A 20,985-nucleotide genomic window follows, 5' to 3' on the forward strand; every position below is an offset into this window, starting at 1 on the left:
GCGCGTCTGGATGCCTGCGGCGCAGGTGCGGGTGCGGTGGGGGCTTGGGTAGCGCCCACGGTGGGTGGGTGGGTGGTGCGGGGGCGGGTCGGGGGTGTACGTCCTCGGACTGGCGCGATTGAGCTTGTTGGTGGGGCTGCACGGCGCGGACGCGCCAGCCACTGCGGGCGCACACCCCCGCCCCGCCCCCTCCCGTCACCGGCGAGTGCCACACTCCGCGGGCTGCGCGCCGCCCTTCCCCGTGCTCCGCGCGATCCGCGTGCTCCGCGCGATCCGCGTGCTCCGCGCGAGGCGCGCGATCCGCGGGCAGTCGTGCCGCTGGGGCGATGGGGGTCCCCCGCTCGAGCGAAGCCGAGAGTGGGGGAGGAGCCGAGAGTGGGGGAGGCACCCCGTAAGCGCCGGGCTGCGCGACCCACCCCCGGCCCGCACCGACGCAGGGCAGCTGCGGAAGCGCCGGGTGTGCAACGCCCCCCGGGCCACCTCAACGCGGGCCGGCGTTCGGGTGACGGCTGTGCGACCCGTGTTGGGGGTGGGCGTTACGACGGGCGGGAGCGCAGGCCTTCCAGCAGGATGTCCAGCAACCGCGCCGACGCCGCCGCCTGCTGCGCCGCATCCGGCAACGACGGCGCCGCCGTGGCTATCACCAGCAGCACGTCCGACACGGACACGTCCGGCCGCAGCTCCCCCGCCGCCCGCGCCCGCTCCACCAGCTGTCCCACGACATCGAGCAGCTGTGCCGCCCCCGCGTCGTCCGCCGCACCCGCCGGCTCCCCCGGCACCAGCCGCAGCTCACCCGTCGTCTGCGTCCGCTGCTGCGGAAGCCGCGCGTGGTCCGGCGCACCGCGCTCCTCCGCCACGCCCACCCGCAGCACCTGCGGCGGCAGCAGCCGGCCCGCCCCGGAGGCGACCGACGTGCGCAGGAAGCGGGACAGCGCCGACCACGGCTCGTCCTCCTGGCCCAGCGCCGCGCGTGCCTGTTCGGTCAGCCGGGAGGTCTCCTCCTCGGCGATTCGCCGCACCAGTACGTCCTTGCTCGGGAAGCGCCGGTACACCGTGCCCACCCCGACCCGTGCCCGGCGTGCCACGTCCTCCATCGGCGCGCCGTAACCCAGCTCGCCGAACACCTCACGTGCCGCGCGCAGCACGTGCTCCAGATTGCGCTGGGCGTCCACACGCAGCGGCGTCGTGCGCGCGCCGTCCGCGCGCGTGCTGCCCGCGGGTGCGCTCAGCGTGCCGCCGGCCGCGACAGCGGAAGACCAATGAGAGTCCTGAACATGCATATGTATTCCCCCGGTAATGACGTCTCCCCCCGGAGACTTCTCCCCGCCATTGATGCGCGGGGCGTGGGACGGGCTCTTCCGCTCGGTTCCGCCCGTCACGGTTCCGATGAGCTCGTCTCCTGCACCCCGACGACACACGAACATAGTTGAGCGGGGGTCAATTCAGAAGGGGCACGTTCCGCACGGAGCGCCCCTCGATCGGAGCACGAGTCGTTTTCGTCCTGAATGTACCCCGGGGTGCATGCGGTTTTACCCCCGCTGACCTGCGCGTATGCCGGAAGGTCGGAGAATCGGCCAACCCTGGGTGACGAGGACGTCCGGTCACACAATTCGTCGAGGCTGTGGACAAACGCAAGCGGCGGGTGCGTCATGGGATGGTGAAGGAACGTGCGCGCATTCTCGTTGTCGGCGGTGGCTACGTCGGGATGTACACGGCCCTGCGCCTCCAGCGGAAGCTGAAACGGGAACTCGGACGGGGTGAGGCCGAGATCACGGTCGTCACCCCGGACCCGTACATGACGTATCAGCCCTTTCTGCCCGAAGCAGCCGCAGGTGCCATTTCTCCTCGCCATGTCGTCGTACCACTGCGTCGTGTTCTCGACCGGTGCCGCATCATCATCGGCGAGGCCACCGGCATCGACCACGCCCAGCGCACCGCCACCGTCGCCACCCTGGCCACGGAGGAGGAGGGCACGGGAGGGGAGCAGATCGTCTACGACGAACTGGTGCTCGCCCCCGGCTCCGTGCCGCGCACGTTGCCCATCCCCGGGCTCGCCGAGCACGCCATCGGCTTCAAGACCGTCGAAGAGGCCATCGGCCTGCGCAACCACGTGCTGGAGCAGATGGACATCGCCTCCTCCACACGGGACCCGGCCCTGCGGGACGCCGCCCTGACGTTCGTCTTCGTCGGCGGCGGATACGCCGGGGTCGAGGCGCTCGGCGAACTGGAGGACATGGCCCGCTACGCCGCGCGGTACTACCACAACATCCGCCCCGAGGACATGAAGTGGATCCTCGTCGAGGCGTCCGGGCGGATCCTCCCCGAGGTCGGGGAGGAGATGGGCCGGTACACCGTCACCGAACTGCGCCGGCGCAACATCGACGTCCGCCTGGAGACCCGGCTGGAGTCCTGCGCCGACCGGGTGGCCGTGCTCAGCGACGGTTCCCGCTTCCCCACGCGTACGGTCGTGTGGACCGCCGGCGTCAAGCCGCACCCCGTGCTCGCCGCCGCCGATCTGCCGCTCAACGGCCGGGGACGGCTGAAATGCACCGCCGAACTCACGGTCGACGGCGCCGCACACGCGTGGGCCGCCGGAGACGCGGCCGCCGTCCCCGACGTCACCGCGCGGGAGGAGGGGCGCGAATGCGCCCCCAACGCGCAGCACGCGCTCCGCCAGGCGAGGGTCCTCGGGGACAACATCGTCCACTCCCTGCGGGGCGAACCCCTGGAGACGTACGCCCACAAGTACGCCGGTTCCGTCGCCTCCCTGGGCCTGCACAAAGGCGTCGCCCAGGTGTACGGACGCAAGCTCAAGGGCTACCCCGCCTGGTTCATGCACCGCACGTACCACCTCAGCCGGGTCCCGACCTTCAACCGCAAGGCACGGGTGGCCGCCGAGTGGACCCTCGCGGGGCTCTTCAAACGGGAGATCGTCTCCCTCGGTTCACTCGAACATCCCCGAGCGGAGTTCGAACTGGCGGCCGGTGGAAAGCCTTCTCAAGACCCCCCGCACAACCCGAAGGGGTCGTCCTGACCGGACGCAGGAACTCCAGCGGCGGGCCCGGCGTCTGACGGATGTCGGCCCGGTCGGCACCCTGCCAGACTGGTCCACCACCGCGGACGGGCCACCGCCCACCCCGGTGCGGCCCCCGGGGCCCCGGCCGGTCCCGGTTTCCGGCCGCCGACAACTACACGAGGCAAGGATTCGTGAACTTCACGCGCTGGAGCGCCCGGCTCCCCGGAACGCAGCGCCGCGCCGCAGCGCGGACCGAGCAGGCGGTCTCCCCGGACCGGCGGGGAGAGGGCTCCGTGCCCGCGGCCCGCGCCGAACAACTCACCGAGGACGCACCGCCCGTGCCCGCCGTCGACGAGCTCAAGGTGCGCGAGGTCCTCGACCGCGTGCCCTCCCTCGTCGCCCTGGTCCACGGCCCCGACCACCGCATCGCCTACGTCAACGACGCCTATACGGCGGCCTTCGGGATGCGCCCGCTCGGCGCCCCCGCGCGCGGAGCCCTCCCCGAACTCGACGAACTCGGCCTGCTGCCCCTGCTCGACCAGGTCCTGCGCAGCGGCAAGCCCCGCACGGTGAAGTCCCGCAAGGCCCCCGACGGCCGCTCCTACACCTTCACCTGCACCCCGGTCGCCGAGGGCGACGCCCGCGGGGTGCTCGTCTTCGCCACCGACGTCACCGACCACGCCGAGGCCGCCGAACGCCTGCGCGCCAGCGAGCGCCGGCAGCGCGAGACCGCCGTCACCCTCCAGCGCTCCCTGCTGCCCCAGGAGCTCGAGGAACCCGACGACCTGCGCATCGCCGCCACCTACCACCCCGGCGGCACCGAGGCCGCCGTCGGCGGCGACTGGTACGACGTCATCACTCTGGGCGGCGGCCGCACCGCACTGGTCATCGGCGACGTCATGGGGCGAGGAGTGCGGGCGGCGGCGGTCATGGGACAGCTGCGCACGGCCGTACGGGCCTACGCGCGGCTCGACCTCCCGCCGCACGAAGTCCTCCAGCTCCTCGACGGCCTCGCCATGGAGATCGACGCCAACCAGATCGCCACCTGCACCTACGCCATCCACGACCCCAACGAGGGCCGCCTGGTGTACGCCTCCGCAGGCCACCTGCCCCTCCTGGTCCGCGATGAGAACGGCACCGTGCGGCGCGCCGACGAACCCACCGGCCCCCCGCTCGGCACGGGCGGCTGGATGCACGCCTCCGGCTCCGTCCCCCTCGGCCCCGGTTCCACCGCCGTGCTCTACACGGACGGCCTGGTCGAACGGAGGAACGAGGACCTCGACGAGGGCATCGCCGCCCTGGAGCGCGCCCTGGCCGGAGCCACCGGCAGCCCTCAGGTCGTCTGCGACCGCCTGGTCCGCTCGGCCGGTGTGACGCCGGACCACGACGACGACGTCGCCGTCCTGGTCCTCCAGCACCCCGCCCGGAAGGACGCCGAGAGCGAGCTCTTCCGCAACGCCGCACTGGAACTGCTCGGCGGAGTCGAAGCGGCGCCCCGCGCGCGTGCCTTCGCCTCGGGCGTGCTGACCAGCTGGCGTTTCCCCGCCGAACTGCACGACCTGGGAGTCCTGGCCGCCAGCGAACTCGTCGCCAATTCCCTCCAGCACGGCACACCCCCCATGCGCCTGCGGCTGCGCCGCACCGACCGCCGGCTGATCATCGAGGTCACCGACGGCGACGACCACCTGCCGAGGCGCCGCCGCGCGGAACCCGGGGACGAGTCCGGCCGGGGCATCGCCATCGTCGCCACGATCGCCTCCAGCTGGGGCAGCAGACGCACACCGGGTGGCGGCAAGGCCGTCTGGTGCGAGTTCCTCCTGCCGAAGCCGTCGAAGACACAGGGGGCGCAGCCCACGCGGTGGGCAGCCGGCTCCGGCCTGTAGAGCACGGCCGGAGCCGGTTCGCGGTACGGGTACGGGTACGGGTACGGCCAGGACGCCGGGGGCGCACGCCCCTCGCACGTCCCTCAGGCGTGCGCCGGAGCCTGCCCCGTCGCCGCGCCGCCCTGGGCCACCACACGGCTCCGTGCCGCCGAGGGGTGGTTCTGCACCTCCGTCAGCTGCCTGCCCAGCCGTACCGCCAGCACGGTGATGCCGAGCGAGAACAGCAGGAAGACCACGATGTACGGCGCGTGCAGCGAGGCACCCAGCGGACCGCCCACCGCCGGACCCACGGCCAGCGCGAGCTGCTTCACCAGGGCGAAGGCAGAGTTGTACTGACCGGCCATCCCGGCCGGCGCCAGATCGGCGACCAGCGGTGCCAGGGTCGGCGACAGCATCGCCTCCCCGAGCCCGAACAACGCGTACGTCGAGACGAAGGCGGCGGTCGCCATCGCCTGGCTCCCGTTGCCCAGCCCCGCGTACCCGGCCACGGCCCACGCCATGGCCCAGATCAGCCCGACGGACGCGATGACGCGCGACCGCTTGCGCCGCTCCACGAACCGCAGCACCGCGAACTGCGCGACCACGATCACCAGCGTGTTCGCGGCGAGTGCCGTCCCCAGCGCGGAGGTGGAGATCCCGGCGGCCTCGACGCCGTACGCGCTCAGGCCCGACTCGAACTGTCCGTAGCAGGCGAAGAACAGCACGAAGCCCAGCACGCACAGCTGCACCATGGCCCGGTTGCCCAGCAGCTGCTTCCATCCCGTCTTCGCCGACTGCTGCGGCGCGTCCGTGATGCGCGGCGAGTGTGGCATCCGCACGGTCGCCATCACCACGACGAGGAGGAGGAAGATCGCCGCCTCGAGGGAGAACAGGAGCGTGAAGGAGCCGGCTTTCGTCGCGTCCACGAGATGGCCGCCGATGAGACCGCCGACGCCGAGCCCGAGGTTCTGCAGGAAGAACTGCATGGCGAACGCCCGGGACCGGGTCTCCATGGTGGAGCAGTCCACGATCATCGTCGCGAGCGCCGGCTGCATCACGGCCTGCCCGGCCCCGAGCGCCGACGCCGACAGCAGCACCGCCGCCGCACTGCTCGACAGTCCCAGGGCGATCGCGCCGATCGCGGCCGTGACCAGCGCGGCGAGCAGCACCGGCAGCGGACCTCGCCGGACGATCGCCCGCCCGGCGAAGGGAAGCACGACCAGCGCCGCCACGGCGAAGACGGCGAGTACGAGACCCGCCGTCATGGCCCCCAGTCCTCGCACCTGCGCCACATAGACATACAGATACGGGACCGTGAAGCCCAGCCCGAACGCGCTGAGTGCGTTGCCCACGTGGATCCGGCGCATCGCTGCGCCCATCGCCCTGGTCACGTTCACCTCTCTCACTAGTTAGGTGTGAAGACTTCGAAGCTAAAGTTCGATGCTGAAGAGTACACAGTGAAGGACTTCAAGGCAAAGGCGAGGCGTGCCATACTGCGGGCATGGGCGACACGACCGGCCTCGGCGAGCCGACACTCGAAGAGCAGATCGCCGCGTACCAGCGCGAATTCCAGGACCTCGACCCCCAGGTCGAGAAGATCGTCAACGCGCTGTCCCGGCTGAACCGCCGGATGAACGTCGCCTACGGCCGTCAGACCGCCGAGCTCGGCATCACCAACGCCGACTGGGAGGTCCTCAAGGCCCTCGTCCTCTCCGGCGCCCCGTACCGCATGGGGCCGAGTGACCTCGCCAAGCGGCTGGGCCTGACCCCGGCCGCCATGACCCACCGGATCGACCGCATGGTCGCCGAGGGGCTGGTCACCCGGGAACGGGACGAGACCAACCGGGTCCGCGTGATCGTGGAGCTCACCCCGGCCGGCCGGGAGAAGTGGCAGGAGGTGATGCGCATGGCCACCGTGTTCGAGGCGGACCTCCTCCAGGACCTTGACCAGGAGGAACGGGCGCATCTGGGCGAGATCCTGACGCGGCTGCTGCGCAGGGTGGAGGAGGCCCAGCCTGACGCCGGCGGCCGCCTCACCGACCTGGACTGAAAGATCTTGAAGAACGTGGCCGGGGCCGGTTGACAGTCGTCATGCCGATCCGTAAGGTTCTTCGGGTTGCCACGGGACCGTAACGGTTCTGCGACAGCACCTTCCGCCGCAACAGCGGCACCCAACCTTCAGCACGACCTCCCAGTGGGACAATTTTGGCATGCCCGAAATTCGATTTCACAGCCCCGATTTGGGGAAAACGGAGAGAGCCGCTAAGGTTTGAGACGTCGGAACGGCCCAACGGCCGGGATGGCAAACCCCGCTGACCGGGGATCAGATCGAGAAAAAGATCTGATAGAGTCGGAAACACCGAAGGGAAGCGCCCGGAGGAAAGCCCGAGAGGGTGAGTACGAAGGAAGCGTCCGTTCCTTGAGAACTCAACAGCGTGCCAAAAGTCAACGCCAGATATGTTGATACCCCGTCTCCAGCTTCTGCTGGGGCGAGGTTCCTTTGAAAAAACACAGCGAGGACGCTGTGTGCGAGGGGACTATTCCTCCTCTCGCACCGCTCTCGTGGTGTTCATCCCGATTACGGGAAAACATTCACGGAGAGTTTGATCCTGGCTCAGGACGAACGCTGGCGGCGTGCTTAACACATGCAAGTCGAACGATGAACCACCTTCGGGTGGGGATTAGTGGCGAACGGGTGAGTAACACGTGGGTAATCTGCCCTGCACTTTGGGACAAGCCCTGGAAACGGGGTCTAATACCGGATACTGAACCGTCTGGGCATCCAGGCGGTTCGAAAGCTCCGGCGGTGCAGGATGAGCCCGCGGCCTATCAGCTTGTTGGTGAGGTAACGGCTCACCAAGGCGACGACGGGTAGCCGGCCTGAGAGGGCGACCGGCCACACTGGGACTGAGACACGGCCCAGACTCCTACGGGAGGCAGCAGTGGGGAATATTGCACAATGGGCGAAAGCCTGATGCAGCGACGCCGCGTGAGGGATGACGGCCTTCGGGTTGTAAACCTCTTTCAGCAGGGAAGAAGCGAAAGTGACGGTACCTGCAGAAGAAGCGCCGGCTAACTACGTGCCAGCAGCCGCGGTAATACGTAGGGCGCGAGCGTTGTCCGGAATTATTGGGCGTAAAGAGCTCGTAGGCGGCTTGTCGCGTCGGTTGTGAAAGCCCGGGGCTTAACCCCGGGTCTGCAGTCGATACGGGCAGGCTAGAGTTCGGTAGGGGAGATCGGAATTCCTGGTGTAGCGGTGAAATGCGCAGATATCAGGAGGAACACCGGTGGCGAAGGCGGATCTCTGGGCCGATACTGACGCTGAGGAGCGAAAGCGTGGGGAGCGAACAGGATTAGATACCCTGGTAGTCCACGCCGTAAACGGTGGGCACTAGGTGTGGGCGACATTCCACGTCGTCCGTGCCGCAGCTAACGCATTAAGTGCCCCGCCTGGGGAGTACGGCCGCAAGGCTAAAACTCAAAGGAATTGACGGGGGCCCGCACAAGCGGCGGAGCATGTGGCTTAATTCGACGCAACGCGAAGAACCTTACCAAGGCTTGACATACACCGGAAAGCATTAGAGATAGTGCCCCCCTTGTGGTCGGTGTACAGGTGGTGCATGGCTGTCGTCAGCTCGTGTCGTGAGATGTTGGGTTAAGTCCCGCAACGAGCGCAACCCTTGTCCCGTGTTGCCAGCAGGCCCTTGTGGTGCTGGGGACTCACGGGAGACCGCCGGGGTCAACTCGGAGGAAGGTGGGGACGACGTCAAGTCATCATGCCCCTTATGTCTTGGGCTGCACACGTGCTACAATGGCCGGTACAATGAGCTGCGATACCGCAAGGTGGAGCGAATCTCAAAAAGCCGGTCTCAGTTCGGATTGGGGTCTGCAACTCGACCCCATGAAGTCGGAGTCGCTAGTAATCGCAGATCAGCATTGCTGCGGTGAATACGTTCCCGGGCCTTGTACACACCGCCCGTCACGTCACGAAAGTCGGTAACACCCGAAGCCGGTGGCCCAACCCCTTGTGGGAGGGAGCTGTCGAAGGTGGGACTGGCGATTGGGACGAAGTCGTAACAAGGTAGCCGTACCGGAAGGTGCGGCTGGATCACCTCCTTTCTAAGGAGCACTTCTCACCAACTCCGGTTGGTCAGAGGCCAGTACATCGGCGAACGTCTGATGCTGGTTGCTCATGGGTGGAACGTTGACTACTCGGCACACTTGATCGTCTTCTGCTGCTAGTACTGCTCTTCGGAGCGTGGAACGTTGAGGGAAGCGGGGAGTGTGTCGGGCACGCTGTTGGGTGTCTGAGGGCACGGCCGCAGGGTCGTTCCTTCGGTGTCGGCCCCAGTGAACTCGAGCTTCTGGCTTGGGGTGATGGGTGGTTGGTCGTTGTTTGAGAACTGCACAGTGGACGCGAGCATCTGTGGCCAAGTTTTTAAGGGCGCACGGTGGATGCCTTGGCACCAGGAACCGATGAAGGACGTGGGAGGCCGCGATAGGCCCCGGGGAGTCGTCAACCAGGCTTTGATCCGGGGGTGTCCGAATGGGGAAACCCGGCAGTCGTCATGGGCTGTCACCCTTGCCTGAACACATAGGGCAAGTGGAGGGAACGCGGGGAAGTGAAACATCTCAGTACCCGCAGGAAGAGAAAACAACCGTGATTCCGGTAGTAGTGGCGAGCGAAACCGGATGAGGCCAAACCGTATGCGTGTGAGACCCGGCAGGGGTTGCGCATTCGGGGTTGTGGGATCTCTCTTTCATGGTCTGCCGGCCATGAGACGAGTCAGAAACCGTTGATGTAGGCGAAGGACATGCGAAAGGTCCGGCGTAGAGGGTAAGACCCCCGTAGTCGAAACGTCAGCGGCTCGTTTGAGAGACACCCAAGTAGCACGGGGCCCGAGAAATCCCGTGTGAATCTGGCGGGACCACCCGCTAAGCCTAAATATTCCCTGGTGACCGATAGCGGATAGTACCGTGAGGGAATGGTGAAAAGTACCCCGGGAGGGGAGTGAAATAGTACCTGAAACCGTGTGCCTACAAGCCGTGGGAGCGTCGCGTTGAGTGCTTGCACTCAACGTCGTGACTGCGTGCCTTTTGAAGAATGAGCCTGCGAGTTTGCGGTGTGTTGCGAGGTTAACCCGGGTGGGGTAGCCGTAGCGAAAGCGAGTCCGAAGAGGGCGATCTGAGTAGCACGCTCAAGACCCGAAGCGGAGTGATCTAGCCATGGGCAGGTTGAAGCGGAGGTAAGACTTCGTGGAGGACCGAACCCACCAGGGTTGAAAACCTGGGGGATGACCTGTGGTTAGGGGTGAAAGGCCAATCAAACTCCGTGATAGCTGGTTCTCCCCGAAATGCATTTAGGTGCAGCGTCGTGTGTTTCTTGCCGGAGGTAGAGCACTGGATAGGCGATGGGCCCTACCGGGTTACTGACCTTAGCCAAACTCCGAATGCCGGTAAGTGAGAGCGCGGCAGTGAGACTGTGGGGGATAAGCTCCATGGTCGAGAGGGAAACAGCCCAGAGCATCGACTAAGGCCCCTAAGCGTACGCTAAGTGGGAAAGGATGTGGAGTCGCAGAGACAACCAGGAGGTTGGCTTAGAAGCAGCCATCCTTGAAAGAGTGCGTAATAGCTCACTGGTCTAGTGATTCCGCGCCGACAATGTAGCGGGGCTCAAGCGTACCGCCGAAGTCGTGTCATTGCGATATGTACCCCCAACGGGGATCGTGATGGGTAGGGGAGCGTCGTCTGCCGGGTGAAGCAGCCGCGTAAGCGAGTTGTGGACGGTTGACGAGTGAGAATGCAGGCATGAGTAGCGATTCACACGTGAGAAACGTGTGCGCCGATTGACTAAGGGTTCCTGGGTCAAGCTGATCTGCCCAGGGTAAGTCGGGACCTAAGGCGAGGCCGACAGGCGTAGTCGATGGATAACCGGTTGATATTCCGGTACCCGCTGTGGAGCGTCAAACATCGAATCCAGTGATGCTAAGCCCGTGAAGCCGTCGGCTGAGTCTTCGGACGAGGTCGGAGTGGTGGAGCCGGTGACCCGAGCTGGTAGTAGGTGAGTGATGGGGTGACGCAGGAAGGTAGTCCATCCCGGGCGGTGGTTGTCCCGGGGTAAGGGTGTAGCCCGAGTGGTAGGTAAATCCGCCACTCATCGAGGGTGAGACCTGATGCCGAGCCGATTGTGGTGAAGTGGATGATCCTATGCTGTCGAGAAAAGCCTCTAGCGAGTTTCATGGCGGCCCGTACCCTAAACCGACTCAGGTGGTCAGGTAGAGAATACCGAGGCGTTCGGGTGAACTATGGTTAAGGAACTCGGCAAAATGCCCCCGTAACTTCGGGAGAAGGGGGGCCACACCTGGTGATCCGATTTACTCGGTGAGCTGGGGGTGGCCGCAGAGACCAGCGAGAAGCGACTGTTTACTAAAAACACAGGTCCGTGCGAAGCCGTAAGGCGATGTATACGGACTGACGCCTGCCCGGTGCTGGAACGTTAAGGGGACCGGTTAGCTCACTTTCGGGTGGGCGAAGCTGAGAACTTAAGCGCCAGTAAACGGCGGTGGTAACTATAACCATCCTAAGGTAGCGAAATTCCTTGTCGGGTAAGTTCCGACCTGCACGAATGGCGTAACGACTTCTCGACTGTCTCAACCATAGGCCCGGTGAAATTGCACTACGAGTAAAGATGCTCGTTTCGCGCAGCAGGACGGAAAGACCCCGGGACCTTTACTACAGTTTGATATTGGTGTTCGGTTCGGCTTGTGTAGGATAGCTGGGAGACTGTGAAGCCTGGACGCCAGTTCGGGTGGAGTCGTCGTTGAAATACCAGTCTGGTCGTGCTGGATGTCTAACCTGGGTCCGTGATCCGGATCAGGGACAGTGTCTGATGGGTAGTTTAACTGGGGCGGTTGCCTCCTAAAGAGTAACGGAGGCGCCCAAAGGTTCCCTCAGCCTGGTTGGCAATCAGGTGTTGAGTGTAAGTGCACAAGGGAGCTTGACTGTGAGACCGACGGGTCGAGCAGGGACGAAAGTCGGGACTAGTGATCCGGCGGTGGCTTGTGGAAGCGCCGTCGCTCAACGGATAAAAGGTACCCCGGGGATAACAGGCTGATCTTCCCCAAGAGTCCATATCGACGGGATGGTTTGGCACCTCGATGTCGGCTCGTCGCATCCTGGGGCTGGAGTCGGTCCCAAGGGTTGGGCTGTTCGCCCATTAAAGCGGTACGCGAGCTGGGTTTAGAACGTCGTGAGACAGTTCGGTCCCTATCCGCTGTGCGCGTAGGAGTCTTGAGAAGGGCTGTCCCTAGTACGAGAGGACCGGGACGGACGAACCTCTGGTGTGCCAGTTGTTCTGCCAAGGGCATGGCTGGTTGGCTACGTTCGGGAGGGATAACCGCTGAAAGCATCTAAGCGGGAAGCCTGCTTCGAGATGAGGACTCCCACCCACTTGATGGGGTAAGGCTCCCAGTAGACGACTGGGTTGATAGGCCGGATATGGAAGCACGGTAACGTGTGGAGTTGACCGGTACTAATAGGCCGAGGGCTTGTCCTCAGTTGCTCGCGTCCACTGTGTTGGTTCTGAAACCACGAACAACCCCATGCCATGGTCACGGCGTGGTGCTGGTTGTTGATTGTTTCATAGTGTTTCGGTGGTCATAGCGTAGGGGAAACGCCCGGTTACATTCCGAACCCGGAAGCTAAGCCTTACAGCGCCGATGGTACTGCAGGGGGGACCCTGTGGGAGAGTAGGACGCCGCCGAACAATTCTTGAGAGAGCCCCCGTGCCATTCGGCCCGGGGGCTTTCTGCGTTTCAGGACGGCTCCACCAGCTTGGTGTCGTACGCCAGGATCACCGCCTGGATACGGTCCCGCGAGCCCGTCTTCGCGAGGATCCGGCCCACGTGTGTCTTCACCGTGGACTCGGCCAGGTGGAGCCGGGCGGCGATCTCGGTGTTCGTCCAGCCCTTGCCGATGACCGTGAGGATCTCGCGTTCCCGTTCCGTCAGCGCGGACAGACGCGCGTCCGCAGGGGGCATGTCCCCCGTGTCGTTGTCGGGCGCCGGCAGACGGTGGGCGTAGGCGTCGAGGAGACGTCGGGTCAGGCTGGGAGCGACGACCGCGTCCCCGGACGCCACGGAGCGTACGCCGGAGAGGAGTTCCTCCGGCTGGGCGTCCTTGATGAGGAAGCCGGACGCTCCCGCGCGGAGGCCCGCGTGGGCGTATTCGTCCAGGTCGAAGGTCGTGAGGATGAGGACGCGGGTGCGGTCGCCGGCGGCGACGATGCGACGGGTCGCCTCGATGCCGTCCAGGCCGGGCATGCGGATGTCCATCAGCACCACGTCGGGGTGGAGTTCCGCCGTCATGCGGATCGCTTCGCTGCCGTTAGAGGCCTCGCCTACGACGGTCATGTCGTCCTGGCTCTCCAGGAGCATGCGGAAGCCGAAACGCTGGAGGGGCTGGTCGTCTGCGATGAGGACGGTGGTCACTGCGGGGTTTCCTCCGGAAGGTGCAGATGGACGCGCCAGCCCTGTTCCGGGCGCGGGCGTGGGCCGGCTTCAAGTGTGCCGCCGTACAGGGCCGTTCGCTCGCGCATTCCGGGGATGCCACGGCCGTCGGACGGCGTGGACGGCGTGGACGGGGGCCGGCCCCCACCGGTGTCGGTGACGGTGACCGTGACGGCGCCCCTGCCGCCGTGAACGAGGGCGATCTCCGCGCGGGTGTCGGGCCCTGCGTGCTTGAGGGTGTTGGTGAGGGCTTCCTGGACGACGCGGAAGACGGTGAGCTGGCGGCCGGGCGACAGGGTGGGCCGCCCCTCGACCGTGGTGTGGACGGGCAGGCCCGCGGTGCGGACGCCGTCGATGAGCTGGTCGAGGTCGGTGAGGCCGGGCTGGGGGGTGCGTGCGGCGGGGAGTGCGGTGTCGTCCTCGCGGAGGACGTCGAGGAGGCGGCGGAGCTCACCGAGCGCCTGGCGGCTGGTGGTGCCGATGGCGTCCAGGGCCTGGGCGGCGCGTTCCGGGGACTTGGTGGCCGCGTACTTGCCGCCGTCGGCCAGACCGGTGATGACGGACAGGTTGTGACCGATGATGTCGTGCATCTCGCGGGCGATGCGGGCGCGTTCGGCTGCGGTGGCGATGCGGGCCTGCTGGTCGCGTTCGATCTCCAGGCGGCGGGCCCGGTCCTCGAGGGCCTCCGTGTAGTTCTGGCGGGTGCGGACGGTGATGCCGATGAGGACGGCCACGCCGATGGACGTGACGTGCGAGCCGATCTGCTGGCTCCACGCGCCCTCGCCGAACCGGGCCGCCGAGACGCTCACCGGGACGAGCATCAGGGCCGGTGCCCACCACAGGTGGCGCAGGGGAAGCCGCAGGACGATGTGGAAGAGAACGACGAGCTGGAGCAGGACCACCTGGAGGGTGGCGCCGGACCAGGCGTTGACCACGGCGAACGGGGCCATGGCGAGCAGCACCGCCGCCGGGCGGGTGCGGCGCAGGAGGAGCGGGACGGACAGGCCGAGGCTCAGGACGAACAGGAGCACGTCCGGGGTGTCCGGGGCGTAGGTGACGGTGAGCCAGCCGCCGCCGGTGACGTCGATGAGGGCGGCGGTCACCCAGAAACCGGTGAAGGCCAGGTCCCACAGCAGCGGGTGGCGCCGGTCGAACTCGCGCACCCGCTGAGTGAGGCGCTGCATGTACTGGATGAGGGGTTCCGTCGTCCGTACCCCCGCCGGGTACTCCCGATCGTTCGTCACGCGGTCCATGGTGGCGGGTGCGTCCGTCGGGGAGAACGGCCGCGGGCCGTATTTCGGGTGAGGGAGGTGGTACCCCGGTACTACGGTGGCGGCCATGACTGCCATGCCCACCGACGACTGTGTGATCCGGCCGGTGCGCCCGGAGGAGTGGGCCGCGTCGCGGGAGCTGCGGCTCGTCGCGCTGCGGGACCCGGTCGCGCACATCGCGTACATGGACACCTACGAGGAGGCCGTGGCCCGGCCGGACTCCTGGTGGCAGGAGCGTACGGCGAACGGGGCGCAGCAGCTCATCGCCGAGACGGCGGACGGGAGCTGGGTCGCCAACGCGGCCGTGCTGATCGAGGAGGCCGGTTCGACGGACTGGACCGGGTCCGTCGTCGCGCGGCGGCAGGGGCACCTGGTGGGTGTGTACGTGGATCCCCGGTACCGGGGGAGCGGGCTGGCGAAGGCGCTGTTCCATACGGCCCTGGAGTGGGCCTGGGGGCAAGGGGCGGAGCGTGTGCGGCTGCTCGTGCACGCGGACAACGTGCGGGCGCTGGGGTCCTACCGCAAGGCGGGCTTCGTCGAGACCGGGGTGACCATGTCGCTGGGGGACGAGCCGGACGATCTGGAGCTGGAGCTCGCTGTGGAGCGGCCGGTGCCGGACCGGTAGTCCGGCACCGGGGTGCGCACGCAGGATCGCGAGTCGCTAGGCGGCAGCCCGCTGGTTCAGCCATGCGAGGATGGCCCGGTTCGTTTCTTCCGGCTTCTCCTGCTGGATCCAGTGGCCGCAGTCCAGGCTGACCACCTCCGCGTTCGGCACGAAGTCCGTCAGTCGTTCGGACCTCGCGATCACGTCGCGGTCGCCGTAGATCATGAGGGTGGGCTGGTGGATGATGGGGTCCACGTCCGCCAGCAGGCGCCAGTTGCGGTCCAGGTTCCGGTACCAGTTCACGCCGGGCGTGAATCCTGAGGATTCGAAGGCGGAGACGAGAACGGCCAGTTCGCTGTCGCTCATGACGGGATCACCGAGTGGCCTTTCCGCTCGGGCGAGCTCGATCAGCGCCATACCCGGCCGGGGCTCCCTGGGGGGCTCGTTCTTCCGGTACAGATTGCGAAGGAACCGGTGGGTGTTCTCCTCGAACACGGCGTCCGCGACGCCGGGCTGCCGATTGAAGTGGACGAAGTAGAAGTCGCCGCCGAGCATTTCTTCCATGGCCTCGATCCAGGGCTTCGCCCCGCGCTCCTGGTAGGGCAGGGCCAGGTTGATCACCTTGTTCACCCGGTTCGGATGCAGCAGGGCCAGTCCCCAGACGACGAACGCACCCCAGTCATGACCGACGAAGGTGGCGTCCTCGTATCCGTAGTGGTCGAGGAGCGCGACGAGGTCACCCGACAGGTGCGCGATGTCGTAGTCCGTCACTTCGGCCGGGCGGGACGAGTTGCCGTAGCCCCGCTGGTTCGGTGCGATGACGTGGTAGCCGGCTGCGGCCAGGGCGGGCATCTGGTGGCGCCAGGAGAAGGCGTGCTCCGGCCAGCCGTGGCAGAGCACGATGGGGTTTCCCGCGTTCTCCCGGCCTGCTTCGAAGACCTCGAGTTCCACACCCTTGACCGGAATGAGGGTGGGCTCGGGAAAATCTGCTGGATGGAACATGTGCCTTCTCTCTCTGCGGGTGTCCGCCGGTGGCCGACCTCCTCGGTGAGGTCGTGACGCCATCCTGCGGCCCGAAACCGGTCATCCCATGACCGGTTTGTGTGAGAGTTTGTCGGCATGCGAACCGACCGGCTGGTGGCCATCCTGCTGATGCTGCAGCGGCGTGAGCAGGTGACGGCGGCGGAGGTTTCCCGGGAGCTGGAGATCTCCGAGCGCACCGCCCGCCGCGATCTGGACGCCCTGGCCATGGCCGGGGTGCCCGTGTACTCCGTGCAGGGCCGAGGCGGCGGGTGGCGCCTCGTGGGCGGCGCCCGTACCGACCTGTCCGGGCTGACCGCCAGTGAGGCCCGCGCCCTGTTCCTGGCCGTCGGCCCGGCCTCGGCTGCGACGCCGGCCGTGAAAGCGGCTCTGCGCAAGCTCGTCCACGCGCTGCCGGAGCCCTTCCGGGTGCAGGCCGAGGCAGCGGCGTCGTCGCTGGTCGTGGACCCGCAGCAATGGGGGGCGAGCCGCGTCGAGCACCGGCCGCCCCGCTTCCTCGACGCACTCCAGGACGCGGTGATCCGCGGCGTCCAGGTGCGGCTCGGTTACGTCGACGGTCAAGGCGTCGACACCCTGCGGACCGTCCACCCGCTGGGCATCGTCGCCAAGGGGCCGGTGTGGTACCTCGTCTCCGACACCGGGACCGGACGGCGGACCTTCCGGATCGACCGCGTGTCGTCCGCCGACCCGACCGACGAGCCCGTGCGCCGGCCTGAGGACTTCGACCTTGCCGAGAGCTGGCGCGAGATCGCCGACGAGGTCGACCGCAGACGGACGCCGCTGGAGGTCCAGGCGGTATGCCCGCCCCACGGGATCGGAGTGCTCCGGATGGCGTTCGGCAGCCGGCTCGACGTGGGCGGGTCCACGGCCGACGGCCGCATCGAGGTCGGGATCCGCGGCCACAGCGAGTCCATGCTCGCCGGAGAGCTCGCCGGGCTGGTCGAATGGGTCGAGGTGACCGGCCCCGAGGGTGTCCGGGACCACCTGGCCTCGATCGGCAACGCGCTCGTCGAACGATACGGCTGACCGCCGGGGGAGACCTTCAGGGGCGGCCGGTCATGGTGTCGACGGGTCCGCCGGCCTGGCCCGCTGCGGGTGGAACGTCTCGTGCCGGGCCAGCATCGCGACGCACTCGGCGATCTTCCGGGTGCGCGTCTCGGCCCGCTTGACGGCGTTGACCCGGTGGACCAGGGTGTAGCGGTTGGTCTTGGTGAGGACCTCGAACATCGCCTGCGCCGCCGGGTCGGCGGCGATCGCGGCCAGCAGGTCGGCCGGCACCTCCGCCTCCGATGACGGCGCATAGGCGGCCGCCCACCGCCCGTCGGCCTTCGCGGCGTCCACCGCGGCGCGTCCGGCGTCCGTCATCAGGCCCGCCGCCTCCAGCCGGGCCACGTTGTCGACGTTGCGCCGGGACCAGATGCTGCGGGGCCGGCGCGGGGTGAACCGCCTCCAGGAACTCTCCTCGTCGCGCTTGCGGGCCTGCCCGTCGATCCAGCCGAAGCACAGTGCCTGGTCGACCGCCTGCTGCCAGGTCAGCGTGGTGACGGAGCCGCCCTTCCTGGTCAGGGCGAGCCACACGCCGGGAGAGGTGGTGTGCTGGTCCAGCAGCCACGCGCGCAGCGCCGCGCCGTCAGCGACGATCAGCTCGTCCAGCTCGGTTCCGGTCACCATCGCAGGTTAGTGCCCGGGGGAAGGCGGCGGGCCCGCCGGGTCAGACCGGCAGTTCGTCGTGCGGCCAGCGGGCTCTGCCCTGTTCGCGGGAGCGGAGCAGGGCGAGCGTGGGCAGGCCGCGGTCCGTGCCGGTGGCCAGGAGTTCCGGGAGCTGGGGGAGCGGGGCCACGGCGGCCACGTCGTCCAGGACGAGGGTGAGTGGTGGGTCGAGCCGACCGGAGGATGACCGTTCGGCCATGCGCCGGCCGTGCTCGACCACGTGTGAGGCGAGCGCCGTCAGCAGGGGCATCGCGCCCGGGCTGGTGCGGGGATCCTCGATGGATTCGCCCACAACATAAAGCGTGCCCCCTTCGTCGACGAAGGAATCCAAGGCGAGGGCATCATTTCGGTGGGGAGTGCAGGCCTCGCGGACGTTGACCGTGGAGAGGGCGGACAGGGCCCGCGTCGTGAGCTGCTGGGCCATGTCGCGGCGTTCGGGGTGGGCGGTGAGGGCCGCTTCGAGTTCGCCGGCGGAGCCGGGGGCGGCCTTGGGGCTGGTGCGGAGGATGCGGACGGCCTCGTGCACCTGGAGGCCCTGCGCCCAGCGGTGGACGTGGCGGACGGTGCGGCCGTCGACGGCGGCGGCGTGGACGTAGCTGCGGAGCAGTGTCTCGGCAGTGTCGCTGACCGCCTGGTCGAGGCGGGAGGAGGGGCGGACGGGGGCGAGGAGCGCGGCCGCGCGGGCGGCGGCCGTCTGCTTGTCCTCGCAGCCGGCCGTGGGGGCCCAGTGCAGGCGTGCGGGGGTGTCGCAGAGGTGGGTGGGGTCGTAGAGGTGGGTGGGGCCGAGCTTGGCGCGGGCGTCCTTGGTGTCGTGCCAGAGGGTGGGGTTGGAGGTGATGACCAGCGCCGGGCCGGCGGCGTCCCGTATGGCCTGGGTGGCCGTGGTGTGGCGGGTGGCCGGGGGGCCGTAGCGGAGGCCGGCGCCTTCGGTGCGGGGGGTGTGCCACGCGTCCGTCGGCGCGCCGGTGAGCGGTGCTTCCTGCGGCGCGGGTGACGGCTCGGGTGCCGGTACCGGCTCCGGGGTCTTCTGTTCCAGCCGGTCGGGTTCCCTGGGGGTCGGTACCTCGTGCGGGGGCGCGGGGGCCGGCTGGGGCTCGGGGGCGGGGTCGTGCGCGGGCGCACGGCGCCGGGCGGGGCCGGAACGGGGGGTTCCCGCCGCCCGCGCGGCGCGCCGTCTCTCCCGTACGGCTCTCCAGCGGGCCAGCGTGCCGACGACGAACACCGTGAGGACGGCGAGGATCATCAGCTGGCTGATGAACAGGCCCCAGAAGAGGCCGTACCCGGAGAGGTCGGCCTCCGGCGCGTCGGGCCAGGCGGCGGGCAGGTCCTGCGGTGCGGTGATCAGGTGGCGCAAGGCCACGGGGGTGCGGGTGAAGGTGACGCCGGACGGCCAGTGGCCGTGGGCGAGGAGGCCCGCGAGGCCCGTGGCCGTCCACACCATCGCGGTCAGGCCGATCAGGAAGGCGAGGATGCCGATCAGCAGCCCGTCGGGGATACCGCCCTGGCCGGTCCGGCCCTGTGCACGGTGATCGTCCGGTCTCACGCGTTTCCCCCTACGCCACCGTCGATTCGGAGTCGCCGATGTGCTGTTCCACGAAGGCGGCCGCCCGCTCCTCCGCCTCGAGTTCGGCGGCGCGCAGGGCGTCGTCGGTGAGGTCGACCGAGGACTCGGTCATGGCGCGGTCGGTGAAGACCAGCGGGCGTTCGGTCTCCGTGACCAGGTGTTTGACCACCTGGACATTGCCGTTGACGTCCCAGACCGCGATGCCGGGGGTGAGCGTCGGGATGATCTCCACGGCCCACCGGGGCAGGCCGAGCACCCGGCCGGTCGCCCTCGCCTCGTCCGCCTTCTGGGCGTAGACGGTCCGGGTCGAGGCCATCTTCAGGATGGCCGCGGCTTCCTTCGCCGCCGCCCCGTCCACCACGTCGGACAGGTGGTGGACGACCGCGACGAAGGACAGGCCGAGCCGCCGGCCGAACTTCAGCAGCCGCTGGAACAGCTGGGCGACGAACGGGCTGTTGATGATGTGCCAGGCCTCCTCGACCAGGAAGATGCGCTTCTTCCGGTCGGGGCGGATCCAGGTGTGCTCCAGCCAGACGCCGACGATCGCCATGAGGATCGGCATGGCGATGGAGTTGCGGTCGATGTGGGACAGGTCGAAGACGGTGAGCGGGGCGTCGAGGTCGATGCCGACCGTGGTCGGGCCGTCGAACATGCCGCGCAGGTCACCGTCGACGAGGCGGTCGAGGACCAGGGCGACGTCCAGGCCCCACGCCCGTACGTCGTCTATGGCGACGTTCATCGCCTCGGCGGACTCGGGTTCGGGGTGGCGCAGGCGCTCGACGATGTCCGAGAGCACCGGCTGGCGTTCGACGATGGACTCGTTGACGTAGGCGTGCGCGACTTTGAGGGCGAAGCCGGCGCGCTCGTCCAGGCCGTGGCCCATCGCGACCTCGATGATCGTCCTCAGCAGGGCGAGCTGGCCGGTGGTGGTGATCGACGGGTCGAGGGGGTTGAGCCGGATGCCGTGGTCGAGGGCGGCCGTCGGGTCGAGGCGGATGGGAGTGATCCCCAGCTCCTGCGCGATGAGGTTCCACTCGCCGACGCCGTCCTCGCCCTGCGCGTCCAGGACGACGACCTGGCGGTCGCGGAAGCGCAGCTGGCGCAGGACGTAGGTCTTCTCCAGGGCCGACTTGCCGTTGCCGGACTCGCCGAGGACCAGCCAGTGCGGTGCGGGCAGCTGCTGGCCGTAGAGCTGGAAGGGGTCGTAGATGTAGCCCTTGCCGGAGTAGACCTCGCGGCCGATGATGACGCCGGAGTCGCCGAGGCCGGGGGCGGCGGTGGGCAGGTAGACCGCCTGTGCCTGTCCCGTGGACGTGCGCACCGGCAGCCGTGTGGTCTCGACCTTCCCGAACAGGAAGGACGTGAAGGCGTCGGTGACGACGGACAGCGGATCCCGCATGGCGGCTCAGC

At 67.9% G+C, this 20,985-nt stretch carries 13 protein-coding genes and 3 rRNA genes; 8 read left to right on the forward strand and 8 right to left on the reverse strand.

What is annotated here, in order from left to right; translation table 11 throughout:
• Positions 1–536: 536 nt before the first annotated feature.
• On the reverse strand, positions 537–1,280 hold the full coding sequence (locus tag AC5L3C_RS19755) for a TetR/AcrR family transcriptional regulator (RefSeq protein WP_493650118.1): 744 nt from the start codon (positions 1,278–1,280) through the stop codon (positions 537–539).
• 374 nt (positions 1,281–1,654) lie between these two features.
• On the opposite strand from AC5L3C_RS19755, the gene AC5L3C_RS19760 reads away from it, so the two are divergent.
• Together AC5L3C_RS19760 and AC5L3C_RS19765 are read left to right on the forward strand one after the other, a co-directional pair.
• Entirely contained in the window at positions 1,655–3,034 is a 1,380-nt protein-coding gene (locus AC5L3C_RS19760; protein ID WP_493650119.1) for an NAD(P)/FAD-dependent oxidoreductase, read from the forward strand.
• Between the two features lie 173 nt (positions 3,035–3,207).
• A complete protein-coding gene (locus AC5L3C_RS19765) occupies positions 3,208–4,899 on the forward strand; it encodes an ATP-binding SpoIIE family protein phosphatase (protein ID WP_493650120.1) in 1,692 nt (563 codons plus the stop codon).
• An 83-nt stretch (positions 4,900–4,982) separates the two neighbouring features.
• Here AC5L3C_RS19765 and AC5L3C_RS19770 read toward each other — a convergent pair whose 3' ends face one another.
• Positions 4,983–6,257: an MFS transporter gene (locus tag AC5L3C_RS19770; protein ID WP_493653944.1), complete on the reverse strand. Its 1,275-nt coding sequence runs from the start codon at positions 6,255–6,257 to the stop codon at positions 4,983–4,985.
• 122 nt (positions 6,258–6,379) lie between these two features.
• Here AC5L3C_RS19770 and AC5L3C_RS19775 point away from each other — a divergent pair, with 122 nt between their 5' ends.
• The 4 genes from AC5L3C_RS19775 (at position 6,380) to rrf (ending at position 12,643) form a co-directional block, all read left to right on the forward strand.
• Positions 6,380–6,928 (forward strand): MarR family winged helix-turn-helix transcriptional regulator, encoded by a 549-nt coding sequence (locus tag AC5L3C_RS19775; protein WP_493650121.1) that lies wholly within the window; start codon positions 6,380–6,382, stop codon positions 6,926–6,928.
• A 541-nt stretch (positions 6,929–7,469) separates the two neighbouring features.
• A 16S ribosomal RNA gene (locus tag AC5L3C_RS19780) occupies positions 7,470–8,997 on the forward strand.
• A gap of 309 nt (positions 8,998–9,306) precedes the next feature.
• A 23S ribosomal RNA gene (locus AC5L3C_RS19785) occupies positions 9,307–12,433 on the forward strand.
• A gap of 93 nt (positions 12,434–12,526) precedes the next feature.
• Positions 12,527–12,643 (forward strand): 5S ribosomal RNA (rrf, locus tag AC5L3C_RS19790).
• Together the 16S, 23S and 5S rRNA genes form the textbook arrangement of a ribosomal RNA operon.
• 49 nt (positions 12,644–12,692) lie before the next feature.
• On the opposite strand, the gene AC5L3C_RS19795 is transcribed toward rrf, so the two are convergent.
• Complete coding sequence (locus AC5L3C_RS19795; protein WP_493650122.1) at positions 12,693–13,367, reverse strand: response regulator; 675 nt, start codon at positions 13,365–13,367, stop codon at positions 12,693–12,695.
• Positions 13,364–14,638: a sensor histidine kinase gene (locus AC5L3C_RS19800; protein WP_493650123.1), complete on the reverse strand. Its 1,275-nt coding sequence runs from the start codon at positions 14,636–14,638 to the stop codon at positions 13,364–13,366. The genes AC5L3C_RS19795 and AC5L3C_RS19800 overlap by 4 nt, the downstream gene beginning before the upstream one ends.
• An 85-nt stretch (positions 14,639–14,723) precedes the next feature.
• Between AC5L3C_RS19800 and AC5L3C_RS19805 the strand changes: the two genes are divergently transcribed.
• Positions 14,724–15,281 carry a GNAT family N-acetyltransferase gene (locus tag AC5L3C_RS19805; protein ID WP_493650124.1) on the forward strand — a complete coding sequence of 186 codons (558 nt, stop codon included), beginning with the start codon at positions 14,724–14,726 and terminating at the stop codon, positions 15,279–15,281.
• Positions 15,282–15,317: 36 nt separating this feature from the next.
• On the opposite strand, the gene AC5L3C_RS19810 is transcribed toward AC5L3C_RS19805, so the two are convergent.
• Complete coding sequence (locus tag AC5L3C_RS19810; protein ID WP_493650125.1) at positions 15,318–16,262, reverse strand: alpha/beta fold hydrolase; 945 nt, start codon at positions 16,260–16,262, stop codon at positions 15,318–15,320.
• 117 nt (positions 16,263–16,379) lie between these two features.
• On the opposite strand from AC5L3C_RS19810, the gene AC5L3C_RS19815 reads away from it, so the two are divergent.
• Positions 16,380–17,327 carry a helix-turn-helix transcriptional regulator gene (locus tag AC5L3C_RS19815; RefSeq protein ID WP_493650126.1) on the forward strand — a complete coding sequence of 316 codons (948 nt, stop codon included), beginning with the start codon at positions 16,380–16,382 and terminating at the stop codon, positions 17,325–17,327.
• 30 nt (positions 17,328–17,357) lie between these two features.
• Here the strand turns inward: AC5L3C_RS19815 and AC5L3C_RS19820 are convergent, their stop codons facing one another.
• Genes AC5L3C_RS19820 through AC5L3C_RS19830 form a run of 3 tightly spaced genes read right to left on the reverse strand, consistent with a single transcriptional unit; the run spans position 17,358 to position 20,974 of the window.
• Positions 17,358–17,972, reverse strand: coding sequence for a YdeI/OmpD-associated family protein (locus AC5L3C_RS19820; protein WP_493650127.1), 615 nt, complete (start codon positions 17,970–17,972; stop codon positions 17,358–17,360).
• 40 nt (positions 17,973–18,012) lie between these two features.
• Positions 18,013–19,554 (reverse strand): type IV secretory system conjugative DNA transfer family protein, encoded by a 1,542-nt coding sequence (locus AC5L3C_RS19825; RefSeq protein ID WP_493650128.1) that lies wholly within the window; start codon positions 19,552–19,554, stop codon positions 18,013–18,015.
• Positions 19,555–19,564: 10 nt separating this feature from the next.
• Complete coding sequence (locus AC5L3C_RS19830; protein ID WP_493650129.1) at positions 19,565–20,974, reverse strand: ATP-binding protein; 1,410 nt, start codon at positions 20,972–20,974, stop codon at positions 19,565–19,567.
• Positions 20,975–20,985 lie beyond the last annotated feature (11 nt).

Source organism: Streptomyces speibonae (assembly GCF_984686075.1).